The 19536-nt window shown below is 53.1% G+C and carries 17 protein-coding genes and 1 riboswitch; of the genes, 4 read left to right on the top strand and 13 right to left on the bottom strand.

Translation table 11 applies throughout. From position 1 onward, the window contains the following. Positions 1-5: 5 nt before the first annotated feature. Positions 6-1115, top strand: coding sequence for a cobalt-precorrin-5B (C(1))-methyltransferase (locus tag HOM51_00360; protein ID MBT5032943.1), 1110 nt, complete (start codon positions 6-8; stop codon positions 1113-1115). Beyond that, positions 1112-1837, top strand: a complete 726-nt coding sequence (locus HOM51_00355; GenBank protein ID MBT5032942.1) for a cobalt-precorrin-6A reductase — start codon at positions 1112-1114, stop codon at positions 1835-1837. The genes HOM51_00360 and HOM51_00355 overlap by 4 nt, the downstream gene beginning before the upstream one ends. Here the strand turns inward: HOM51_00355 and cobM are convergent. Genes cobM through HOM51_00325 form a run of 6 tightly spaced genes read right to left on the bottom strand, consistent with a single transcriptional unit; the run spans position 1834 to position 7968 of the window. Continuing rightward, positions 1834-2589, bottom strand: a complete 756-nt coding sequence (cobM, locus tag HOM51_00350) for a precorrin-4 C(11)-methyltransferase (protein MBT5032941.1) — start codon at positions 2587-2589, stop codon at positions 1834-1836. The two genes, HOM51_00355 and cobM, sit on opposite strands and share 4 nt — an antisense overlap. Further along, positions 2586-4391 (bottom strand): precorrin-3B C(17)-methyltransferase, encoded by a 1806-nt coding sequence (cobJ, locus tag HOM51_00345; protein ID MBT5032940.1) that lies wholly within the window; start codon positions 4389-4391, stop codon positions 2586-2588. The genes cobM and cobJ overlap by 4 nt, the downstream gene beginning before the upstream one ends. Further along, on the bottom strand, positions 4388-5095 hold the full coding sequence (gene cobI, locus HOM51_00340; protein ID MBT5032939.1) for a precorrin-2 C(20)-methyltransferase: 708 nt from the start codon (positions 5093-5095) through the stop codon (positions 4388-4390). Before cobI ends, cobJ begins: the two co-directional genes overlap by 4 nt. Beyond that, positions 5092-6303 (bottom strand): precorrin-6y C5,15-methyltransferase (decarboxylating) subunit CbiE, encoded by a 1212-nt coding sequence (cbiE, locus tag HOM51_00335; protein ID MBT5032938.1) that lies wholly within the window; start codon positions 6301-6303, stop codon positions 5092-5094. The genes cobI and cbiE overlap by 4 nt, the downstream gene beginning before the upstream one ends. Further along, the gene (locus tag HOM51_00330) at positions 6300-6929 is read right to left on the bottom strand and encodes a precorrin-8X methylmutase (GenBank protein MBT5032937.1); all 630 of its coding nucleotides are present in this window, start codon (positions 6927-6929) and stop codon (positions 6300-6302) included. The genes cbiE and HOM51_00330 overlap by 4 nt, the downstream gene beginning before the upstream one ends. Positions 6930-6951: 22 nt before the next feature. Then, on the bottom strand, positions 6952-7968 hold the full coding sequence (locus HOM51_00325) for a sirohydrochlorin chelatase (GenBank protein ID MBT5032936.1): 1017 nt from the start codon (positions 7966-7968) through the stop codon (positions 6952-6954). A gap of 131 nt (positions 7969-8099) precedes the next feature. Here HOM51_00325 and HOM51_00320 point away from each other — a divergent pair, with 131 nt between their 5' ends. Continuing rightward, positions 8100-9071, top strand: a complete 972-nt coding sequence (locus HOM51_00320) for a cobalamin biosynthesis protein (protein MBT5032935.1) — start codon at positions 8100-8102, stop codon at positions 9069-9071. Here the strand turns inward: HOM51_00320 and HOM51_00315 are convergent. The 5 genes from HOM51_00315 to cobU are packed head-to-tail and all read right to left on the bottom strand — an operon-like array spanning position 9052 to position 16462. After that, positions 9052-10515: a cobyric acid synthase gene (locus tag HOM51_00315; protein ID MBT5032934.1), complete on the bottom strand. Its 1464-nt coding sequence runs from the start codon at positions 10513-10515 to the stop codon at positions 9052-9054. The two genes, HOM51_00320 and HOM51_00315, sit on opposite strands and share 20 nt — an antisense overlap. Before the next feature lie 3 nt (positions 10516-10518). Beyond that, complete coding sequence (gene cobO, locus HOM51_00310) at positions 10519-11139, bottom strand: cob(I)yrinic acid a,c-diamide adenosyltransferase (GenBank protein MBT5032933.1); 621 nt, start codon at positions 11137-11139, stop codon at positions 10519-10521. Then, positions 11136-14888 carry a cobaltochelatase subunit CobN gene (gene cobN / locus HOM51_00305; GenBank protein MBT5032932.1) on the bottom strand — a complete coding sequence of 1251 codons (3753 nt, stop codon included), beginning with the start codon at positions 14886-14888 and terminating at the stop codon, positions 11136-11138. Before cobN ends, cobO begins: the two co-directional genes overlap by 4 nt. After that, positions 14889-15920, bottom strand: coding sequence for a cobalamin biosynthesis protein CobW (gene cobW / locus HOM51_00300; protein ID MBT5032931.1), 1032 nt, complete (start codon positions 15918-15920; stop codon positions 14889-14891). A gap of 8 nt (positions 15921-15928) precedes the next feature. Further along, a complete protein-coding gene (cobU, locus tag HOM51_00295; protein MBT5032930.1) occupies positions 15929-16462 on the bottom strand; it encodes a bifunctional adenosylcobinamide kinase/adenosylcobinamide-phosphate guanylyltransferase in 534 nt (177 codons plus the stop codon). 57 nt (positions 16463-16519) lie between these two features. After that, positions 16520-16652: riboswitch (cobalamin riboswitch) on the bottom strand. 66 nt (positions 16653-16718) lie between these two features. Here cobU and cobT point away from each other — a divergent pair. After that, entirely contained in the window at positions 16719-17744 is a 1026-nt protein-coding gene (gene cobT, locus HOM51_00290; GenBank protein MBT5032929.1) for a nicotinate-nucleotide--dimethylbenzimidazole phosphoribosyltransferase, read from the top strand. Here cobT and HOM51_00285 read toward each other — a convergent pair. Both HOM51_00285 and HOM51_00280 read right to left on the bottom strand, forming a co-directional pair. Beyond that, positions 17730-18419, bottom strand: coding sequence for an urease accessory protein (locus HOM51_00285; protein ID MBT5032928.1), 690 nt, complete (start codon positions 18417-18419; stop codon positions 17730-17732). The two genes, cobT and HOM51_00285, sit on opposite strands and share 15 nt — an antisense overlap. A 5-nt stretch (positions 18420-18424) precedes the next feature. Then, a complete protein-coding gene (locus HOM51_00280; GenBank protein MBT5032927.1) occupies positions 18425-19507 on the bottom strand; it encodes a hypothetical protein in 1083 nt (360 codons plus the stop codon). Positions 19508-19536: the final 29 nt, after the last annotated feature.

Below are 19536 nucleotides of genomic sequence, written 5' to 3'. Positions count from 1 at the left end.
AGGGGATGGATGATTCGAATACCTTTCAAGATGATGATGAAAAGCCGCTCAGGTATGGCTGGACGACGGGGGCTTGTGCTACGGCTGCGGCTAAGGCTGCGTTTCAGGCGCTGATAACCGGAAACTTTCCATATCCCGTCGAAATTCGCCTGCCCAAGGGCAAAACACCGGCTTTCGATCTTGCGGAAAGTAAATTGGGTGACGGGTTTGCCACTGCTGCCATCATTAAGGATGCCGGCGACGACCCGGATGTCACCCACGGTGCGACGATTGAAGCCAGGGTCCAATGGGGCGCGGACGAGGGAATTGTTTTCAAGGCGGGTGAAGGTGTTGGCACCGTGACCAAACCGGGCTTGCTCTTGGCGGTGGGGGAGCCCGCGATTAATCCGGCACCTCGGCAGATGATCATCGATAACCTGAGCGAAATTGCTACGACCCATAAGTCTGCACTGAATGTGGAGGTAACGATTTCAGTCCGGAATGGCGAAGCGCTGGCCCAAAAAACCTGGAATGGCCGATTGGGAATTGTTGGTGGGTTATCAATTCTGGGTACCACCGGGATCGTCGTGCCTTATTCGTGTTCGGCCTGGATTGCATCGATCCGCCAAGTGATTGACGTCGGTCGTGCTGCTGGGCTCAAACACATGGCCGCGACCACCGGATCTACTTCTGAAAAAACAGTGTCTAAAATTTACGGATTTGATGAAACGTCAATTATCGACATGGGTGATTTTGCTGGCGGCGCTTTAAAATATCTGCGCGATAACCCTGTTCCCCGCATCACGTTGGCGGGCGGGTTCGGTAAATTGGCGAAGCTGGCTGCAGGTCACTTAGACCTTCATTCCAAGCGTTCGCAAGTTGATATGGAATTTTTGGCAGGACTTGCAAAAAATGCGGGAGCCTCCTCAAAAATAATCCAAGAAATTGAAGCAACGGAAACAGCAGCTCAAGCGCTGTTAGTTGCTAAACGCGAAGATGTATCCTTAGGGGATACAGTGGCGGCACGGGCGCGAGATACGGCGCTTGGTGAAGTGAACGATGCGATCGACATAGAAGTCATTGTGATTGATCGAGCGGGCATTCCCGTCGGCCGTGCTGGATTTTCCAAACCATGATCCGGGCTCTAATCTTGGGCGGCACGGCAGAAGGCACAAAGTTGGCCGAAGCGATTTCGGCAAAGGCAGGGTTTGAGGCAATTTATTCCTTGGCCGGTGTAACCCGATCTCCCAAGGTGCCTGACTGCCAAGTCAGAACCGGCGGATTTGGCGGTATCAACGGCCTCGCTGATTTTTTACGGGAAGAAAGTATAGACAAAGTAATCGATGCGACCCACCCCTATGCCGCGCGCATGGCAGCCCATGCGGCAGCCGCCTGTGGGCTAGAAAACATTCCGCGGATTAAGCTCATGCGACCTGAGTGGACACCAATGCCTGGAGATGATTGGCGGATTACAAATGATGCTGCAGAAGCAGCGGCATTGCTTCAGGGTTTGTCAGACAGAGTCTTCCTCGCAACCGGGCGAAAAGATCTGGCAGCTTTCGCGCCCCTGTCAAAAATTTGGTTTCTGGTTCGCTTGGTTGATGCACCGCCGGAGGATATTCCTTTAGCGAACCATCAGTTGGTATTGGGCCGAGGGCCCTTCGCCCTGGAGGCCGAGAAAGAAATGTTTCGCCATCACCAAATTGGTGCGGTCGTATCGAAGAACAGTGGCGGTGGCGCCTATGCCAAGATTGAAGCGGCGCGGAAATTGGGCTTGCCCGTGGTTATGATCAATCGACCGCAAGCGCCCACGGGAACAATTGCTGAGTCTATTGATGCAGTGATGGCGTGGCTTTAGCGCGGCCTTAAAATATGCCGGTGGTCTGCATCATAAAGTTTGCTATCGGCAAATGTTTCGTGGTTCAAAACATGCCCCACCAAGATGAGCGCTGTGCGGGTAATTTTCTCGGCCCGAACTTTTTCACGAATATTCTCGAGCGTTCCAGAAATTACTTTTTCATCCGGCCAACTCGCTCGATAGACGACTCGAACAGGACAGTCGTTGCCATAATGGGGGCTGAGTTCGCGGACCACTTTGGCTAAATTTCTAACCGACAAATGGATGGCCAAGGTCGCGCCCGTGGCCCCCAGCGTCGCTAAGTCTTCGCCTTCCGGCATGGGCGATGCTTTGCCGTCGGTGCGGGTGACGATGACCGATTGGGAAATGCCGGGCAGGGTCAGTTCTTGTTTCAGCAAAGCCGCTGCCGCTGCGAACGCGGGAACCCCAGGGGTTACATCATAGGGAATTTCCAACCCATCCAACCTTCGCATTTGTTCAGCGATGGCACCGTATAGGGAAGGATCACCGGAATGGACCCGAGCGACATCGTGACCTTCCGCATGGGCGGCTTCGATCCGGGCGATTATTTCCTCCAGGGTCATGGGTGCGGTATCAATGACATCGGCACCGTCGGGCGCGGCGGCGACAATCTCTGCCGGAACCAAAGATCCGGCGTACAGACAAACCGGGCAGGCTTGGATGAATTTTAATCCCCGGACCGTAATTAGGTCCGGCGCACCAGGTCCCGCGCCGATGAAGTGAACCGTCATTTTTTATCCCCATAACCGCGCGGCGTGTAGACCCTCGTCTCACCCGCAATGGAAACTGTCCGGGTTTCCGACGACCCAATCATCACCAAACTCAACATATCAACCATATCCACTTTCAAATCTTCCAGAGGAAGCACATCAACTTTTTCATCCGCCCGCCCTAAATTCCGCGCGATGATTACGGGGGTTCCGGCGGGGCGATGTTTAAGTAAAATAATTCGTGCAGTTTCCAAATGATCGCGCCGCTTTTTAGAGACCGGATTATAAAGTGCTATCACAAAATCACCTTGGGCCGCGGCTTCCAATCGTCTCTCTATAACCGACCAGGGAGTCAGCAAGTCAGACAACGAAACCGTGCAAAAATCATGACCCAGCGGCGCGCCGGTCCGGGCGGCCGCGGCTTGCAATGCAGAAATGCCAGGGACCACTTGCACGTCCAAACGGTTCCAGTCGCCGCGATCTTCTGTGTCGATTAATTCGAACACCAAACTCGCCATGGCATAGATGCCTGCATCGCCGCTGGAGATTAACGCGACCTCTCGCCCCTCTGCGGCTAAGTCCAACGCGGCAGCGACACGGTCAGTTTCCTTCCCTAATGGATAGTCATGACGCTGTTTCCCAGACGTAAGGTCACCCAGCAAATCAAGATAAAGCCCATAACCCACAAGGTCGCTGGCCCGTGCAACCGCATTGGTTGCTTCAGGGGCTCGCCAATCTGCGGTGCCGGGTCCGATGCCGATGACCGTCAAACGACCTCGGCCTTGTCCCACGGATTTTACATCTATTAATTCAGTTGATTGGGCGATGGCGCAGGTGGTGCGTGCGCCTTTTGATTTTGGCGCGATCAATTTTGCTTTTGGTCCGCTGGCAGCAAGGGCCGCCGCTTCAGACACGCTATGACAGCCGACGGTTTCAAAAACATAATCAGATGGATTGGCAACACGCGGTGTTTCTTGTTCTAAGGCATCCGCCGCAAACAACCGCAAGGGGACACCCAAAGTTTCCGCGAGCGCAATAACAGCGGGCTCGTCCGCTTTCAAATCAATCGTGCTAACACAGGCGATAGCGTGACGGGACAGACCTTGGGCCTGGAGAATCTCTTCCACCAAGTTCAATAATTCATCAGGATCAGCACCTCTTTCGCACCCTACACCCAAGCCCAAAATTACCGGGTGTAGAACCACAGAATTTTTGTCCGCCTCAATCGCGTTAGCCGTGAGTCGAATATTTAAATCTTGTGGAGTCGACGCAAAATCAACATGGCTGTCGTTTAGCCAGTCGGCGTTAATGCCTGTAGGGGTTTCATCGATTAAGCCCACCGACTCGCCCGCCAACAAAGCAGCGGTTACCGGTTTGACCGAGCGAGGGTCGCCAAGCCGCCAGCCCGTTGGAGGATCATCCAAGGCGAAGCCAAACCGGCGATCACCGGCTGTTGTTACTGATGCGTCAATTTCCAATAATTTCGCGATTCTTTCCGCCAAGGCGTTCCCACCCCTGTGTCCCCCTAATAACGGAACAACGCAACTGCCATCATCAGCAAGCGCTATTACCGGCGGGTCAATTTTCTTGTTCTGCACCAAAGGGGCCACGGCACGAATTAAAATGCCGGCGGCACAAACACCGATGATTGGACGGTCGTTCTGAAATAGTTCTTGTAGATGGGGTAGGGTCTTGGCAAAGGAAACATCTGTATCCGCCGCCCGTCCTTCCAACCCGTGAACAACAGAACCTGGAAAATTCGTCGCAAGTTGCCTCGCCAACGCCACACCCGTGGACGTCAAACAAACAAAAACAGGGTTCATGATCTCCCCCCATTTGATTGAACTAAAATCATTGAAAAATAGGGTGCTGCATCATCGGATATTTCTGCCAAGGGAATAATTCTTTGCTCAGGTAACGTCGCCCGTTCCACGTAGCACGCTTCGGCAATAAGCCCCAGCCTTTCCACAATAGTACGCACTTTAGAGAGATGTCTCCCTACCTTCATAATCACGGCAGTGTCGGTATCTCTAAGTTTATTTTCCAGGTCAATCTCGGAAAGGGATGCCGGTAAAATGGTAATGACATCTGTTCGTTCGCCTAACGGCATGCCCGCTTCCGCCGCACACGCCATGACGGAGCTAACGCCTGGCACGACCTCGACATCAAAATCATCAATCAACCGTTGGAACAGATACATGAACGATCCATAGAAAAACGGATCGCCTTCACAGAGCACAGCCACCGTGCGCCCAGCAATTAAATGTGTCCCCAAATCTTTCGCGGCGACGTCATATACATCTTGTGCCGGGCCTCGGTCCGCTACCATGGGAATTCGAATGGGGTATTCAACTTGTTTGCCCGCTAAATGAGGGGCGGCGATGGAGCGGGCAAAACTTTCACCTTCCAACGGTGCCGGGTAGGCAACAACATCAACGGCTTGCAGAATTTTTAGCGCCTTCAGGGTTATCAGGTCAGGATCACCTGGACCCAATCCAATCCCCCATAATTTACCTTTTGCGGTCATGGCTTGATCGCTTGCCACTGAGTCACTGGGGCCAGTGGCTTCCAGCGATTAAAGCTGCCGACTTCACGGGTTCGGTCGATGGATATTTTAATCAGCTCGCCGCCAAAGTTATTTTGAGCGTCAATTAGCATGGCCTCACTTTCCAACGTAACCGAGTTAGCGACGATGCGCCCTCCGGACTTGAGCGCTTTCCAACAGGATGACAAGACATTGTTTGTCGTTAGTCCACCGCCAATGAAAATCGCGTCCGGTGCTTCCAAGTCCCTAAATTCATCTGGTGCGGATCCCGCAACTATTTCCAAACTTGGCGTTCCCAATCCAAGTGCATTATTTTTTATCATGTCCCTTCTTTTAGGGTTTTTCTCGATAGAAAAAGCGCGGGCATTGCGGGCACTGCGCATCCACTCAATTGCGATTGATCCGCATCCGGCCCCGACATCCCACAATAATTGGCCGGGCAAGGGTTGCAGCGATGATAGGGTCACGGCACGAACTTCGCGCTTGGTTATTTGGCCGTCGTGGATGAAAGCATTGTCAGGTAATCCACCTGTGCGTGGAAAGATTCTAGCGTTCAGTCCGGCGTGGCAAATCACAGCAACGGTATTGAGGTCAGGTGCTTCTTTGCCGCCCCACTCAGCAGCAGGTGATTCAATCTTTAGTTCATCATCACTACCTAAATTTCCCAGTACCGTGAACCGGCTTTCACCGAACCCCTGCGCCACCAATAATTTTGCTATGTCTTTTGGTGCGTCACCGTTGGCAGTGAGTATCAATAATTTTGCATCTGGGGTTAGGAAGGAAATCAACGTCTCAATCGGACGGCCATGTGTGCTCAGGCATTCAATGTCGGCAAGCGGCCAGGCCATCCGTGCAGCTGCCAAAGAAAAAGCCGACGGTGCGGGCAGGACTTTCATTTCATCCTCTCCAACCCTATGGCTCAATGTCGCACCAATGCCGAACCACATGGGATCGCCCGTAGCCAAGACGGTAACTTTTCGGCCCTTGTATGCTAGGACTTTTTCTAATGACTCAATAAACGGCGCGCGCCATTGTAAGCGTTCACTCCCATTATCAGGGATCATTTCCAAGTGGCGTTTTCCACCGGCCAGGATGTCTGCGTCGTCGATGGCTTGGCGTTGCTCAGGCGTTAGACCCTCAACACCATTCATACCAATGCCGACAATTGTGACCCAAGGCGTGGTGCTCATGATTCCAATCCTCCAGCCACCGCATTGACCGCCGCTGCGGCGAAAGCGCTGCCACCCCGTCTTCCTTGAAGCGTTACGTAAGGGGTATCAGGTTTGAACGAAACTAAGGCGTCTTTAGATTCAGCAGCGCCGATAAAACCGACGGGGAATGCAAAAATAGCGGCAGGGGCGGGAGTCGCCGGATCATCTAACAATTCCATCAAATGAAACAAAGCGGTCGGTGCATTGCCAATGGCGACCACGGCCCCTTTCAAATTAGGCGGCCAAAGTTCAATCGCAGCCGCGGATCGGGTGTTGCCGATTTTTTCTGCCAAGTTGGGTACGCCCGGTTCGTTTAAGGTGCAGATGACAGGATTGTCCCGCGGCAGGCGAGATTTGATAATTCCAGTCTCGGTCATTCGCGAATCAACCAAAATAGGTGCGCCTGAGTTTAAGGCATCCCGCGCTGCGCCCACGACATCGCCCCGCCACCTCAGGTCTTTTATGATATCGGGATCAGCGCAAGAGTGGACGATACGAAGCGCCACGTCATGTAGTTCCGTCGGCACAGAGCTTAAATCCGATTCCGCACGAATGGCGGCAAACGATGCCCGATAAATTTCCGCTGGATCGCGAAGGTATTCCAATTTTTATCCCCGAGCGTTAGCCTTAATCGACGGCTTCCGGATTACGTTTGGCCGGCCCGTGTGGGTGATCGGCAAATGGGTGCGGCGTATGGTGGTGCCCATGGTCATGCCCGTGATCATGGTCGTGTTGGTGATCATGATCGTGCTCGTGTGGCTGATCAGCTTCCGTGCCAATACCCTGGACGTGATGATGATGACCCGCCTGCGCTTCTCCGACTTGGGCTTCGAAACCGATCACTTGGTCACGATATTTGCAGAGCTGACAGTTCATGTTGGTATCGCCTTCCAACACGCCTTCGATGCGATCGGCGAAGGTGTCGATCACCAATTCGTCGTCATTTAAGTATCCTGCTTTTAGGAATTCAATGTCTGGGTAGCGATCGGTAATTTCATCGGTGATGGAATAAATACGTTTGACCAAAATGCCAGTGAATAAAAAATAGGGAAAAACGATGATGCGTTTGTAGCCAAGCTTGGCGGCGTGTTCCAAGCCAGGAGCTACTAAGGGGAAAGTCACGCCAGAATAACAAACTTCGCCCCAACCGAATCCCATACCCTCCCACAACATGCGGGCGATTTTACAGACATTGGAATTGGCATCTGGATCAGACGTGCCACGCCCGACCACCATTAATAATGTTTCTTCCCGGGAAACGTCATCGCTGGCCTTTTCCAAGGCTTGTTCGATACGCTGGCGGGCGGCGACCAGAAGCCTGGTGTCTACGCCCAAATCGCGGCCAAATTCAATTTTGATCTCAGGATGTTCGGCGGCGTATTCATTGACCACTGAGGGTAAATCATTCTTCACATGACCGGCAGCCAGCAGCATGCCGGGCACGGCGATGATGTGGTCCACGCCTTGGGCGCGTAGGTTTTCCAGGCCATCGTGGAGAATCGGCGTGGCAAATTCTAAGAATCCGTAATCCACCGGATGTTGCGGAAAACGTTTCTTTATACCCTCAACAAGCCGGGCAAATTCATCGGTTGCCTCAACGTTGCGGCTGCCGTGTCCGCAGACCATAATTCCCAACTTCGCCATGTTTTTTCCCTAAAAATTTGCCCTCAATTACCGGCCCCGGAACTTACCTCTTCTGCGCGGGTCATGAAAGCAAAAGCGGTGAATTCAGAGGCTCCCTTTACCTTTCTGCCGGTCTAAGACATATAAGAACGATGTTGCCGCTGGAAATCTTTGCTGTCGTTACTCTCGCCCTGCTTTTGGACGTGGCGATTGGTGATCCAAAGCGCCTTTATGCCCTCGTTCCCCATCCTGTGGTTTTGATTGGGCGGATCATCGGGGCGATGGATGAAGTTCTAAACCGGGACGAGATCAAATCACGTTTGAAAAAGATGTTAGGTATTCTTTTGGTGATCAGCCTTTGCTCAGGCATGGCCATAATTGGGATTCTAATTTCTGGTGCCTTGGCCGAGCATTATTGGGGCTGGGTCGCAGAAGCATTCGTGATCTCAATGTTTTTAGCCGGAAAAAGCTTGGCGGATCATGTTGCGGCTGTTCGCTATGCTCTGGTGAACGAAGACTTGGAAGAAGGCCGCGTCGCCGTTTCTGCCATCGTCGGGCGTGATACGGAGGCACTTGATGAGGCCGGCGTGGTCCGCGCTGCGATCGAGTCCTTGGCTGAGAATTTTTCTGATGGTGTGGTGGCGCCTGTATTCTGGGCTTTGCTGTTCGGGTTGCCCGGCATCCTCGTCTACAAGGCGATTAATACTGCAGACAGCATGATCGGTCATAAAACGGAAAAACACCGTGATTTTGGCTGGGCGGCTGCGCGCCTGGATGATCTATTAAATTTAATTCCGGCGCGGATAAGCGGATTTCTGATCGTTGCAGGCGCTGCACTTAGCCGAGGACTGAGTGCTACGGGCGGAATTCGCACCATCATTCGGGATGCACGCCATCATCGTTCGCCAAATGCCGGGTATCCAGAGGCCGCCATGGCGGGGGTTTTGGGGGTGCGTCTTGCGGGTCCCCGCCAGTACGGTGATGAAATGATTGAGGATGCATGGATGGGGGACGGTCGGGAAGAGGCAACGCCTGATGACATTGGACAAGCGCTTCGGGTCTATTGGGTCGCACTAGCTATTTTGGCGCTGGATTGTGGCGCGCTTAGCGGGCTGCTTTTATGAGCGCGTCTATATCAAGTGCATTTTCCAAACTGTCCGCTAGAGATTCCAAGGCGCGTTCAACCTCTGCCTCGTAGTTCAGACCACTTCCGCTCCCTGGCCTCAATCGATTTAGAAAGGCGCTGCGGAATTCATCTTCGGCGAACAGACCGTGGATATAACAGCCCATGATTTTCCCATCTTCGGAAACAGCGCCATCAGCGTGACCTTCTAGGGTCGCAAACGGTTGGTTAATCGCAGATCCCATCGTTTGACCCGAATGCATTTCGTAGCCGCGGACTTTGCCAAGAGAGGCAAACGCCGTGCCGCTAACTTCCGAAAGACTTTTGTCGCTGGTTAAAATGGTTTGAAGTTCCAAGTACCCAAGGCCGGGAACATCGTTGGATGCCCCCTCAATTCCTTCTGGATCGAACAAGTGGGTCCCCAGCATTTGATAGCCGCCGCAAATGCCAAGGACAGAACCACCTCTGCGAATGTGGGTTTTCAAATCCAAATCCCATCCGTGAACTTGGAAATCTGTAAGGTCCGCAATCGTTGCTTTGGAACCCGGCAGGATAACCAAGTCGGCGTCCCCCGGCAGGGCCTGGCCTGGGGGAATAAAATCCAATTGGACGGAAGGCTCGGCAATCAGCGGATCGAAATCGTCAAAATTAGAAATGTGGGCAAGGCGCGGCACGGTGATTTTGACCGTCCCATCGATGCCGTCTGGACGCGTCTGTTCCAAAGCCATGCTGTCTTCTGCAGGCAGTTGAGCGACGATGGGTAAATAGGGGACGACTCCGAAACAGCTTAAGCTTGTCTGTTCCTCAATAATTTTTATTCCATCATCAAACAGGCTTTGGTCGCCGCGAAATTTGTTGATGATATAGCCCGCGATTAATTTTTTTTCTGCGTCAGTGACAACATGCCATGTACCGACAAGGCTGCCGATTACGCCGCCTCGATCAATGTCCGCGACCAGGACAACAGGGACATCTGCTGCAGTGGCGAATCCCATGTTGGCGATGTCGCCGTCCCGCAGATTAATTTCCGACGCGCTGCCAGCCCCTTCGATCAAGACAATGTCCGCATCTTCTTTCAGACGTTCAAAACTTTCCATGACTTCGGGCAAAAGGTCCGGTTTTAATTTCTGATAGTCCCGCGCCTTGGCATTGCCGCGCACCTTACCGCGCACCACAACCTGCGCCCCAACATCCGATTGCGGTTTTAGCAGCACCGGGTTCATATCTACGGTTGCGTCAACTTTGGCGGCTTGCGCTTGCAACGCTTGGGCGCGTCCGATCTCACCACCCTCTTTTGTCACGGCTGCATTGTTGGACATGTTTTGTGGTTTGAACGGTAAAACTTTGAGACCGCGTCGAACCAATGCTCGAGCGAGCCCTGCGACCATCAGCGATTTGCCAACATCAGAGCCCGTACCCTGAAACATCAATGCCTTTGCCGTCATTCTTTAAAACTCAATCCCGGTCTGAGCTTTAAAGTCCGCACGAAAGTGATGCTTGATTTCTGTCATCTCCGTGACCAGATCAGCGGCCTCGATTAATTCCGGTTTGGCATTTCGGCCCGTGCACATGACATGCCCACCGGGTTGCCTTGATGTCAAAAACGCAACGATATCTTTAATGTCCAGATAGTCGTTTCGAAGCACGATGTTAATCTCATCCAATACGACGAGGCCGTAGTCAGGGTCATTGATCATTTGTTGTGCCCGGTCCCACGCAGCGGTGGCGGCGGCGATATCGCGGGCGCGGTCTTGGGTCTCCCAGGTAAAGCCTTCGCCCATGGCCGTGATCGTGACAAGGTCCGGAAACTTATCAAGCACCGCCCGTTCACCCGTCTCCCATTTGCCTTTCACGAACTGCACGATGCCGACCTTCATACCGTGACCGATGCAGCGCATGGCTAAGCCCATGGCAGCGGTGGTCTTGCCTTTTCCTTTGCCGGTGTGAACCATTAGCAGGCTGCCTTCCTTGGTTTTTTTTGCCAAGATACGATCTTTCGCCTGTTTGTGTTTGCGGCGCTTTTCGTTGGCGCGGGCGTTGAGTTCTTCTTCCGATAAGTCATCGGTCACGGTGTCGCTCCTTCTGTTGGGCTTTCTAAAAGGCTGTTCAAAAGATTATGGGCTGAATTGGATCGTGGCCGCCAGAGGTCCCGTCGCACGGCTTCATCGAACCGTTCTGCCATTTCCTTAAGCGCTGCGGGATTATGCTGCCTTATAAATTCCCGCACGTCATTGTTCCCTAAGTAAGCATCAAAAACCTGATCGAAGTGATGATCTTCAACCACCCTTGCTGTCGCGGCGAAGGCAAACAAATAATCCACCGTCGCCGCCATTTCAAACGCGCCCTTGTAGCCATGGCGCATGACGCCATCAATCCATTTTGGGTTGGCGGCGCGGGCCCGAACCACCCGACCAATTTCATCAGCCAGGGTCCGGATGCGCGGGCTTTCGGGGCGTGAATGGTCGTTGTGATAGAGGGTAGGTTGGGCGCCTGATAAATGCCGGACGGCTGCGGTAATGCCGCCCTCGAACTGGTAATAATCATCACTGTCCAATATATCGTGTTCGCGGTTGTCTTGATTTTGAACCACGACTTCCACGCCAGCTAACCGGGCCTTAAATAAGTCTTCAGCCGCATCGCCGTCGGCACCATCCCCATAGGCGTAACCGCCCCAGGCCAAATAGGCGTCGGCTAAATCTTCATCCGTCTCCCAACATCTCTCATCAATCAGGGCTTGTAGGCCTGCACCGTATGCACCGGGTTTAGACCCGAACACTCTGAAGGCCGCGCGACGCAGAGCTTCATCTTTGTTCATTCCATCGCGGCCAAATGTATTGGCATCGGTCTGCACTTGGGCCGCGAGGGGGTTTAAGTCGGCAGGTTCGTCCAAGGCCGCAACGGCACGAACGGCAGAATCCAATAGGTTGACTTGAGCCGGAAAGGCATCGCGGAAAAAACCAGAAACGCGGAAGACCACATCAACCCGTGGCCGCCCCAAAACATCCAGCGGCATGACTTCAAACCCGGTAACCCGATGGGCATTTTTGTCCCAAACGGGCTGCACTCCCATCAGCGCCAAGGCTTGTGCAATATCATCACCGCCGGTCCGCATGTTCGATGTTCCCCAGGCGCTGAGGGCAAGCCGCCGGGGGAAGTCGCCGTATTCTTGGAAGTGATGCTCAATCAACAGGGACGCAGATTTCCAGCCCAACTTCCATGCCGCCAATGTCGGCACGGCGCGATTGTCGATGGAATAAAAATTTCGACCCGTAGGCAGGACATCGGGTCGGCCCCGAGTTGGCGCACCGCTGGGACCAGGAACAACGAACCTTCCTTCTAGTCCCGTCATCAATCCCTTCAACTCGTTCTCTCCGCAGGATTCTAAGGTCGGACGAAGTATGCTCTCGATAAATTTTAGGACGCGCTTTGTCGCGACCCATTCGGGTGCAAGCTGTGCTTCACCTGCAACCAGAGCCTGAGCCAAAATTTCCAGCCGTTCAATCATGTCCCCAAAAGTTCGCCATGGGTCATCAGACTGAGACATTAGGACATCGGGGGTAGGGCCTTCCCAAAGATCGCCCATCACACAGTCCAGGGGATCAAATCCACTGAGGCCTAGATCTTCACAAAGGGCACGAATGATCGACGCGTTTTCTGACTTGCCATCACCCCGAGGCAGCCGCGCCAACGCTACCAAGAGGTCCGTCGCTAAACGACCCTCAGGCGCTTTTCCAAAAATATGCAGGCCATCGCGAATTTGTAATTCTTTGAGCTCACATAAATAATTATCTAGTTTTCCCAGCGCGGCCCCCTCGTCATCAGTGGAGATAATGCCGACGTCTTTGTCGAGGCCGATGTCGGCACTTAGGTCCAAAATCTCTTTGCCCAAGACTTTTAGTCGGCGAGGGTCCATACCGGCTGCTTGATAATATTCATCCACCAATTGTTCCAAATCACGCAACGGGCCATAGCTTTCCGCCCGGGTCATCGGCGGCGTCAGGTGATCAATAATCACGGCTTGGGATCGGCGCTTGGCCTGGGTGCCCTCGCCGGGATCATTCACAATAAAGGGGTAGAGGTGAGGCACTGGACCAAGTGCCACTTCCGGGAAACAATATTTTGATAGGGCGACAGCCTTACCCGGCAGCCATTCCAAATTACCGTGTTTACCGAAGTGAATGATGGCGTGAGCATCCAGCGTATTTCTGACCCAAGCATAAAATGCCAAGTACCCATGCGGTGGGACGAGGTCAGGGTCGTGATACGTTTCAGTCGGGTCGATGTTATAGCCGCGTGCGGGTTGCACCCCGATAATGATGTTGTCGAAGCGGTGAACGGGCAGGATAAATTTATTGTTAGTGACAAAGGGATCGTCTTCTGGGTCACCCCAACGTTCAGTCATTTGTTTTTGGATGGTGTCGGGCAGGGCGTTAAAATATCTGGCGTAGTCGGATATAGAAAAATATTCTTCACCCTGTCTAATACCGGGAGCATTGGTAGGTCCTGCCAGGAGAATTTTGATTAAGTCTTCGCCTGTGCTGGGATATTGGGAGCCTAGATTATAACCCTCGGCCTTTAGCCTATGAAGCGTGGTCGCCACACCAGCTGGCGTATCCAAGCCAACGCCATTGCCCAACCGACCATCCTTATTGGGGTAGTTGGCGAGAATGATCGCGACGCGCCGATCAGATGCTTCGGTATTTTTAAGTCTGGCCCAAGCGCACGCCAAGGCCGCGACAAAGTTGATGCGATCAGGAATCGGTTCGTATTCAACGATGGTGGTTTCGGTTGCAGCATCAAATCTGCCGGGGGCCTTAAATGAAACTGCGCGTGACAGAATGCGTCCATCGACTTCGGGTAGGGCAACGTTCATGGCTAGGTCTGTTGGCGACAACCCGCGTGTACCGTCAGCCCAATTTTCTTGGTTGCCGCCTGCCAAGACCACTTGCAAGACGGAACAATCTGATGATGTGTATGGTGTCACCATAATATTATCGCCAGGGGTGGAGACGGCAAACCCGGTACAGTTTAGAATCACGTCAGGGGGTGCCTCACACAAAATCGTCTCAACAATTTTTGCCGCAACCGGTTCTTTTAGGCTGGCTGTGAAAATCGGCAAAGGATTGAGACCTTCCGCACGCAATGCCTCAATCATGGCATCAATGGGTTTTAGATTTCCGGCTTGCAGGAGCGCGCGATAAAAAACAATCGCCGTTACGGGGGCGTTAGATATCCAATGATTACGAATGTCCTTCAGGTTGGGTTCAGCGACGTTAGGCCAATAAACGCCAGCTCGAATCAAAGGCTTTGGTTCCAGCCAATCGTCGTCTTCGTTTAACAGCGACGCTGCATAGCGCAAAAACTGTTCGGCATTATCCGGTCCACCCTGAACGCCATATTGCCACAGCCTATGGCAGGCATCTGTCGGTAGGTTGGAAGCCCGATCTAATTCGGGGTCAGGGTTATCATCTCCGGGAACAACGGCAAGTAAGAACCCTTTTTCGCGGGCCAATGCCTGCACCTGTTCAATCCCATACGTCCAATAACCAATTCCTCCTAACAATCGAATCACAACTAACTTGGCGTGCGCTAAAGTGTCTTCCATGTAGACATCAACCGACATGTTGTGGCTGAGTTGTAATAGATTGGCGAGCCGGAGGGTTGGAAAACCTTCGCCCAAACTTTGACGCACGTTGGCCAGCAGAGAAAGGTCGCTAGCAGCCGCAGATAGGACCACAATTTCACCGGGAGACTGACCAAGGTCAACGGCCTCTTCGCCATCTGCGATATCGCCGGGTTGGGTGACAAGCAGGTGCATTTAAATTTTTAAGGCCGCTTCGATTGTCGTGCGATCAAGACCTGCGAGCCCGATCACGACAAGTTGAGTCCGACGGTCCTCATTGGCATTCCACAAGCGGTCGTAATAATGATTTAGTCGTCGGCCCACACCTTGGACGATCAGGCGCGCAGGCTTGCCGGTGACGTCTGCGAATCCTTTAACCCGGAGCACACCTTCGAGGCTGAGGACTTTTTCAATTCGTTCGGCTAAAGTTTCAGGCTCGGCAACCGCATCCAATTCCACAATGAAACTTTCGAAGTCATCGTGTTCGTGATCTTCCTCATCATCATGGTGGGATTTGCGATTGTCCAAATCATCTTCTACCGCCGCACCCACACCTAATATAACATCTGGGTCGAGTTTGCCGTGGCTGGCGGCTAATACCTGAACCGCGTCGCGAATCTTAGCGGAGACTTGCGCGTGAACATCGCTTTGAACATTTTCATCCATTAGGTCTTGTTTGCTGACGATCACCAAATCGGCGCTGTTGAGTTGATCTTCATAGAGCTCTTCGAGCGGGCTGTCATGATCAAGCGAAGGGTCTTCTTCTCGCAATCGGGCAAGTTCCAGAGGATCGGTTGCGAACAATCCGTCGGATACAGCAGGCCCATCAATGACCGCGATCACCCCGTCGACTGTGGTACGAGATTTTACTTCCGGCCATTGAAAGGCTTTTAGTAAAGGCTTGGGTAGCGCGAGTCCTGACGTTTCAATGACGATGTGGTCAACGGGTTCGGGTCGGTCCAATAACATCTCCAGGGTCGGCAAAAATTCATCCGCCACGGTGCAGCACAGGCATCCGTTGGTCAGTTCGACAAGGTCATCCTCGCTGCAGGTTTCATCACCGCAGCCTCTTAGGATTTCGCCATCAACGCCGATGTCGCCGAATTCGTTGATCACCAATGCCAAGCGTCGACCCCCGGCATTTTCCAAAAGATGGCGGATCAGGCTGGTCTTTCCGGCGCCTAGAAATCCGGTGATAACTGTGACGGGAATTTTTCGTGAAAGCATATTTTTTCCTATTTTAATTTTAGCGGCAAACCGGCCGTGATGAATAAGACTGAATCAGCCATTTCAGCGACAGCTTGATTCATACGGCCAACATGGTCGCGGTAAAGCCGCGCGAGTTTGTTTTCGGGAACGATACCTAGGCCAACTTCTAATGAGACCAAAACGATGGGATTTGAAACGTGGTGAAGGACATTGATAAGTGAGCTGATTTCGGACTCAATTTTTCGGTCCTCCGCCATTAGGTTCGACATCCAAAGTGTTAGGCAATCGACGAGCACGGGAACCGAGTCATTATTTAATTCTGCAAGTGCGCCAGCGATGTTTAATGTTTCTTCACGGGTCGTCCACGTGCTTCCCCGACGCGCTTGATGCTGGGCGATTCTATCGCTCATTTCCCCGTCAGACGCCGTGGCTGTCGCCAAATAGACCCCGCCGCCTGCGTCTTCTACGAGTTTTTCCGCATAGGCGCTTTTACCCGAGCGCGCGCCGCCCAAGATTAGGGTAATGCCGGAAAGATTGCCGTTTAGGGTCGCTGGTGACATGGTCACTCCATCCTCCGCCCGAGGAAACAGGTGAGCGTTTCAGTTGTGCCTCTGAGGAGGTTTCCTGGCTCACGGGTCTTTGCCTTCTCACCCGTCTTCCCAGATCAAAAATGATCCAGTGACTAAGGGGGTGTCGGCTCGCCGTTTACAGTTGCGGGGGCAGCACCGGTCTCTCACCGGACTTCCCTATCTCAAAGGCAGGTTGAAGCTATCATTTTCGCTTTTGCTTGGCAAAGCATAGTCGTAGGTTGGCTCCATGCTAAATGAAGTTTCTTTTACCCATATAGACGATATTCGCGCTCTTTTGCGAGAATTGCCCGGACCTAATCAGCAGGCCACCGAGAAAGCAGCTGCGCGGGAGCCGACATTGACCAAGCCGCCGGGGTCGCTGGGCCGATTGGAAGACATCGCCCATTGGCTTGCGGCTTGGCAGGGATCACATCCGCCGCGGATGGAGGCCCCATCGGTTCTCGTGTTTGCCGGGTCCCACGGCATCACAGCTGAGGGGGTTTCGGCCTATCCTGCTGAAGTTACGGCACAAATGTTGGCGAATTTTGAAGTTGGGGGGGCTGCCATTAACCAACTGTCCAATGCCTTTGGCGCGACCCTGAAGGCAGTTGATGTCAATGTCTCAGCGCCAACCAAAAGTTTTATTCGCGAACCTGCGATGACTGAGACCGAATTTATCCGCGCTTTTAGCCAGGGAATGGCAGCGGTGGATCAAGGCTCGGACATTGTCTGCATCGGTGAAATGGGAATTGGAAATACCACGGTCGCGGCAGCAATTTGTTGCGCACTTTACGGCGGCCAGTCAGAGGAATGGGTGGGGCCTGGCACCGGCGTTGTCGGGGCGGCGATGGACGCCAAGCACCGAGTCGTGAAGAGTGCCGGCGAACGATATGGAAGGCAGAAGTTTGATGGGCTGGAAATACTGCGTTGTGCGGGTGGTGGTGAATTAGCAGCGATGGCGGGCTCAATTGTTCAGGCGCGAAGGATGAAGGTGCCGGTCGTGCTGGACGGATACGTTTGTGGTGCGGCTGCGGCTGCGCTCAATGCAGTCAATCCTGGAGCGCTCGATCATTGTGTTGCGGGCCATGTATCGGCTGAACCTGGGCATGGGAAGTTGCTTGAGAAATTGGGCCTGGCCCCGATCCTAAATTTAGACATGCGACTGGGTGAAGCATCCGGCGCCGCTGTGGCCTTGGGAATTCTTAAGGCAGCTGTCGCTTGTCACACAGGCATGGCCACTTTTGCCGAAGCCGGGGTTTCAGATAAGGACTAGGGTGAAGACGCCAAGGCCAACCGTCGCCGCACCGATGCCCCCCCGAAACCACACATAAATTTGCGTTAAACCTTTGGATGCAAATGCCATCGGCACGGCGATGGCCACGGACAACAACGCCATGCCGGCGATTGATCCAACACCGAAGAGACCGATATAGATCAATCCCAGTTCGGTTGAGTCTACAGACTGTAGGGTTAGCAAGATTAACGCTGCCGATCCTGCCATACCGTGCATAGAGCCGACCAAAAAGGCGCGGAGCGGTAGGCCACTTGGGTGTTTGTGATTATGCGGATCAGCTTCGTGGCGGGTAGATTTTTGATGTGTGTGGGCATGAAAGTGGGGGGCGTCAGGCCCGTGCTTGTGGAGATGAAAGTGAATGCGTTCACGCCAAAGCCGATAGAGTACGTCCGCACCGAGTATAATTAACATCACGCCAACCGCTGCTTCCAGCCCTTGCGACAAGGCTGCCGGAACGATGGCATCAAATACTAAGATCAACGCCCCGAAAAGCACCAGCGTTGCGGTATGCCCGAGTCCCCACAGCACACCAATCGGAAGTACCCGTCGCAAGGACCGGGTTCCACTCGCCAATGATGCCACGGCGGCGACATGGTCAGCTTCTATAGCGTGGCGCAAGCCGAGTAAGAAACCAAAGCTGAGGACTGAGAGCATGTATTCTAGAATTCAATTGTATAGGAGAGTTTAGTTCCAAAGGTGTCAGTATCAATGCCATCATTCCGCACCGTCGTCCAGCCCAGATCAAGGCCCAAGCCAAAGCCAAAGACATAGCCCGCCGATACCTTGAATTGTGCTTCGTTTGTTGTCGTGCCGCCAGAGGGCTCGGTTTCTTTGTCGGTATAAGACAGCGCAATATTCCAGGCGTCATAGGAAACTTGCGCCGCCCCGGTCAGATAATATCGGTCTTGGTCATTGGTTCCGTCCGCATTATCGATGTTCACGTATTCGACCAGCCCGAAGAGCCCCCACTTATCGGTTAAATTTAGCTGATAGTTTGCGCCCACACCGATGCGGCTTTCATCTGAGGCGGCGGCGGTTTCGTTGCCGAGTGACAGGTAAGAGAGGTGATAATTCAATCCCTTTAATCCGCCAAGGTTCTGGCCATTAAGCCCGACCAAAACAGACCCCAAATCGCCGGTATTACCGGGCCCACCATCCCGTTCGCGGGTTCTAACCGCCCGTGTGAAGGCGGTTTCAGACAATCGAGTTGAGTCTAAAAAGAAGGTATCGACAGAGAGGGCATGCGTGCCAAAGCGGGTTTTTTGAGTTGTTACGCTACCGCCGAGGCCGATGCTTTTTCCTAATTCGTAGCCCTTGGCCAAGTCAGCGCCAAAGAGCCCCGGTGAAATGTCCCAGGCAGTCCCAAAATAGGGGCCAAACTTACCGCCATAGAGCGAGAACCTGTCGGTGTCATAGTTCGCCGTTAATACAGATAAAATGAGCCCTTGATTATCGAAAAATCGATCTTCACCGGGAAATGCAGGATCTTGAACCGGCTCGAATGTCAGCGTGGTGTTCACCGAAAACTGCGGCGTGAAACGAATGCCGATTGCGGGCTCTATCTTGGTGGACAAACTGTTGAATTCATTCGTCGCGTCATCTGAATTGTAATTGGCATTATTTTCAAGCTCGAAGGCGACCGAACCAGAAATTTTGGGGTAACTCGGCGTTTGTTCCGCGCCTACCGCTGGGAACGCGAAAACTGCGATAGTGACGGCGAAAACGACTGGTTTTATAGACATTTCATAACTCCATGGTCGAGGCCGACGCA

Source organism: Rhodospirillaceae bacterium (assembly GCA_018660465.1).
In the GTDB taxonomy this organism is placed as follows: domain Bacteria; phylum Pseudomonadota; class Alphaproteobacteria; order Rhodospirillales; family JABJKH01; genus JABJKH01.
Note: the sequence above shows the minus strand (reverse complement) of the source record. Positions and strands in the feature narration are given on the sequence as shown.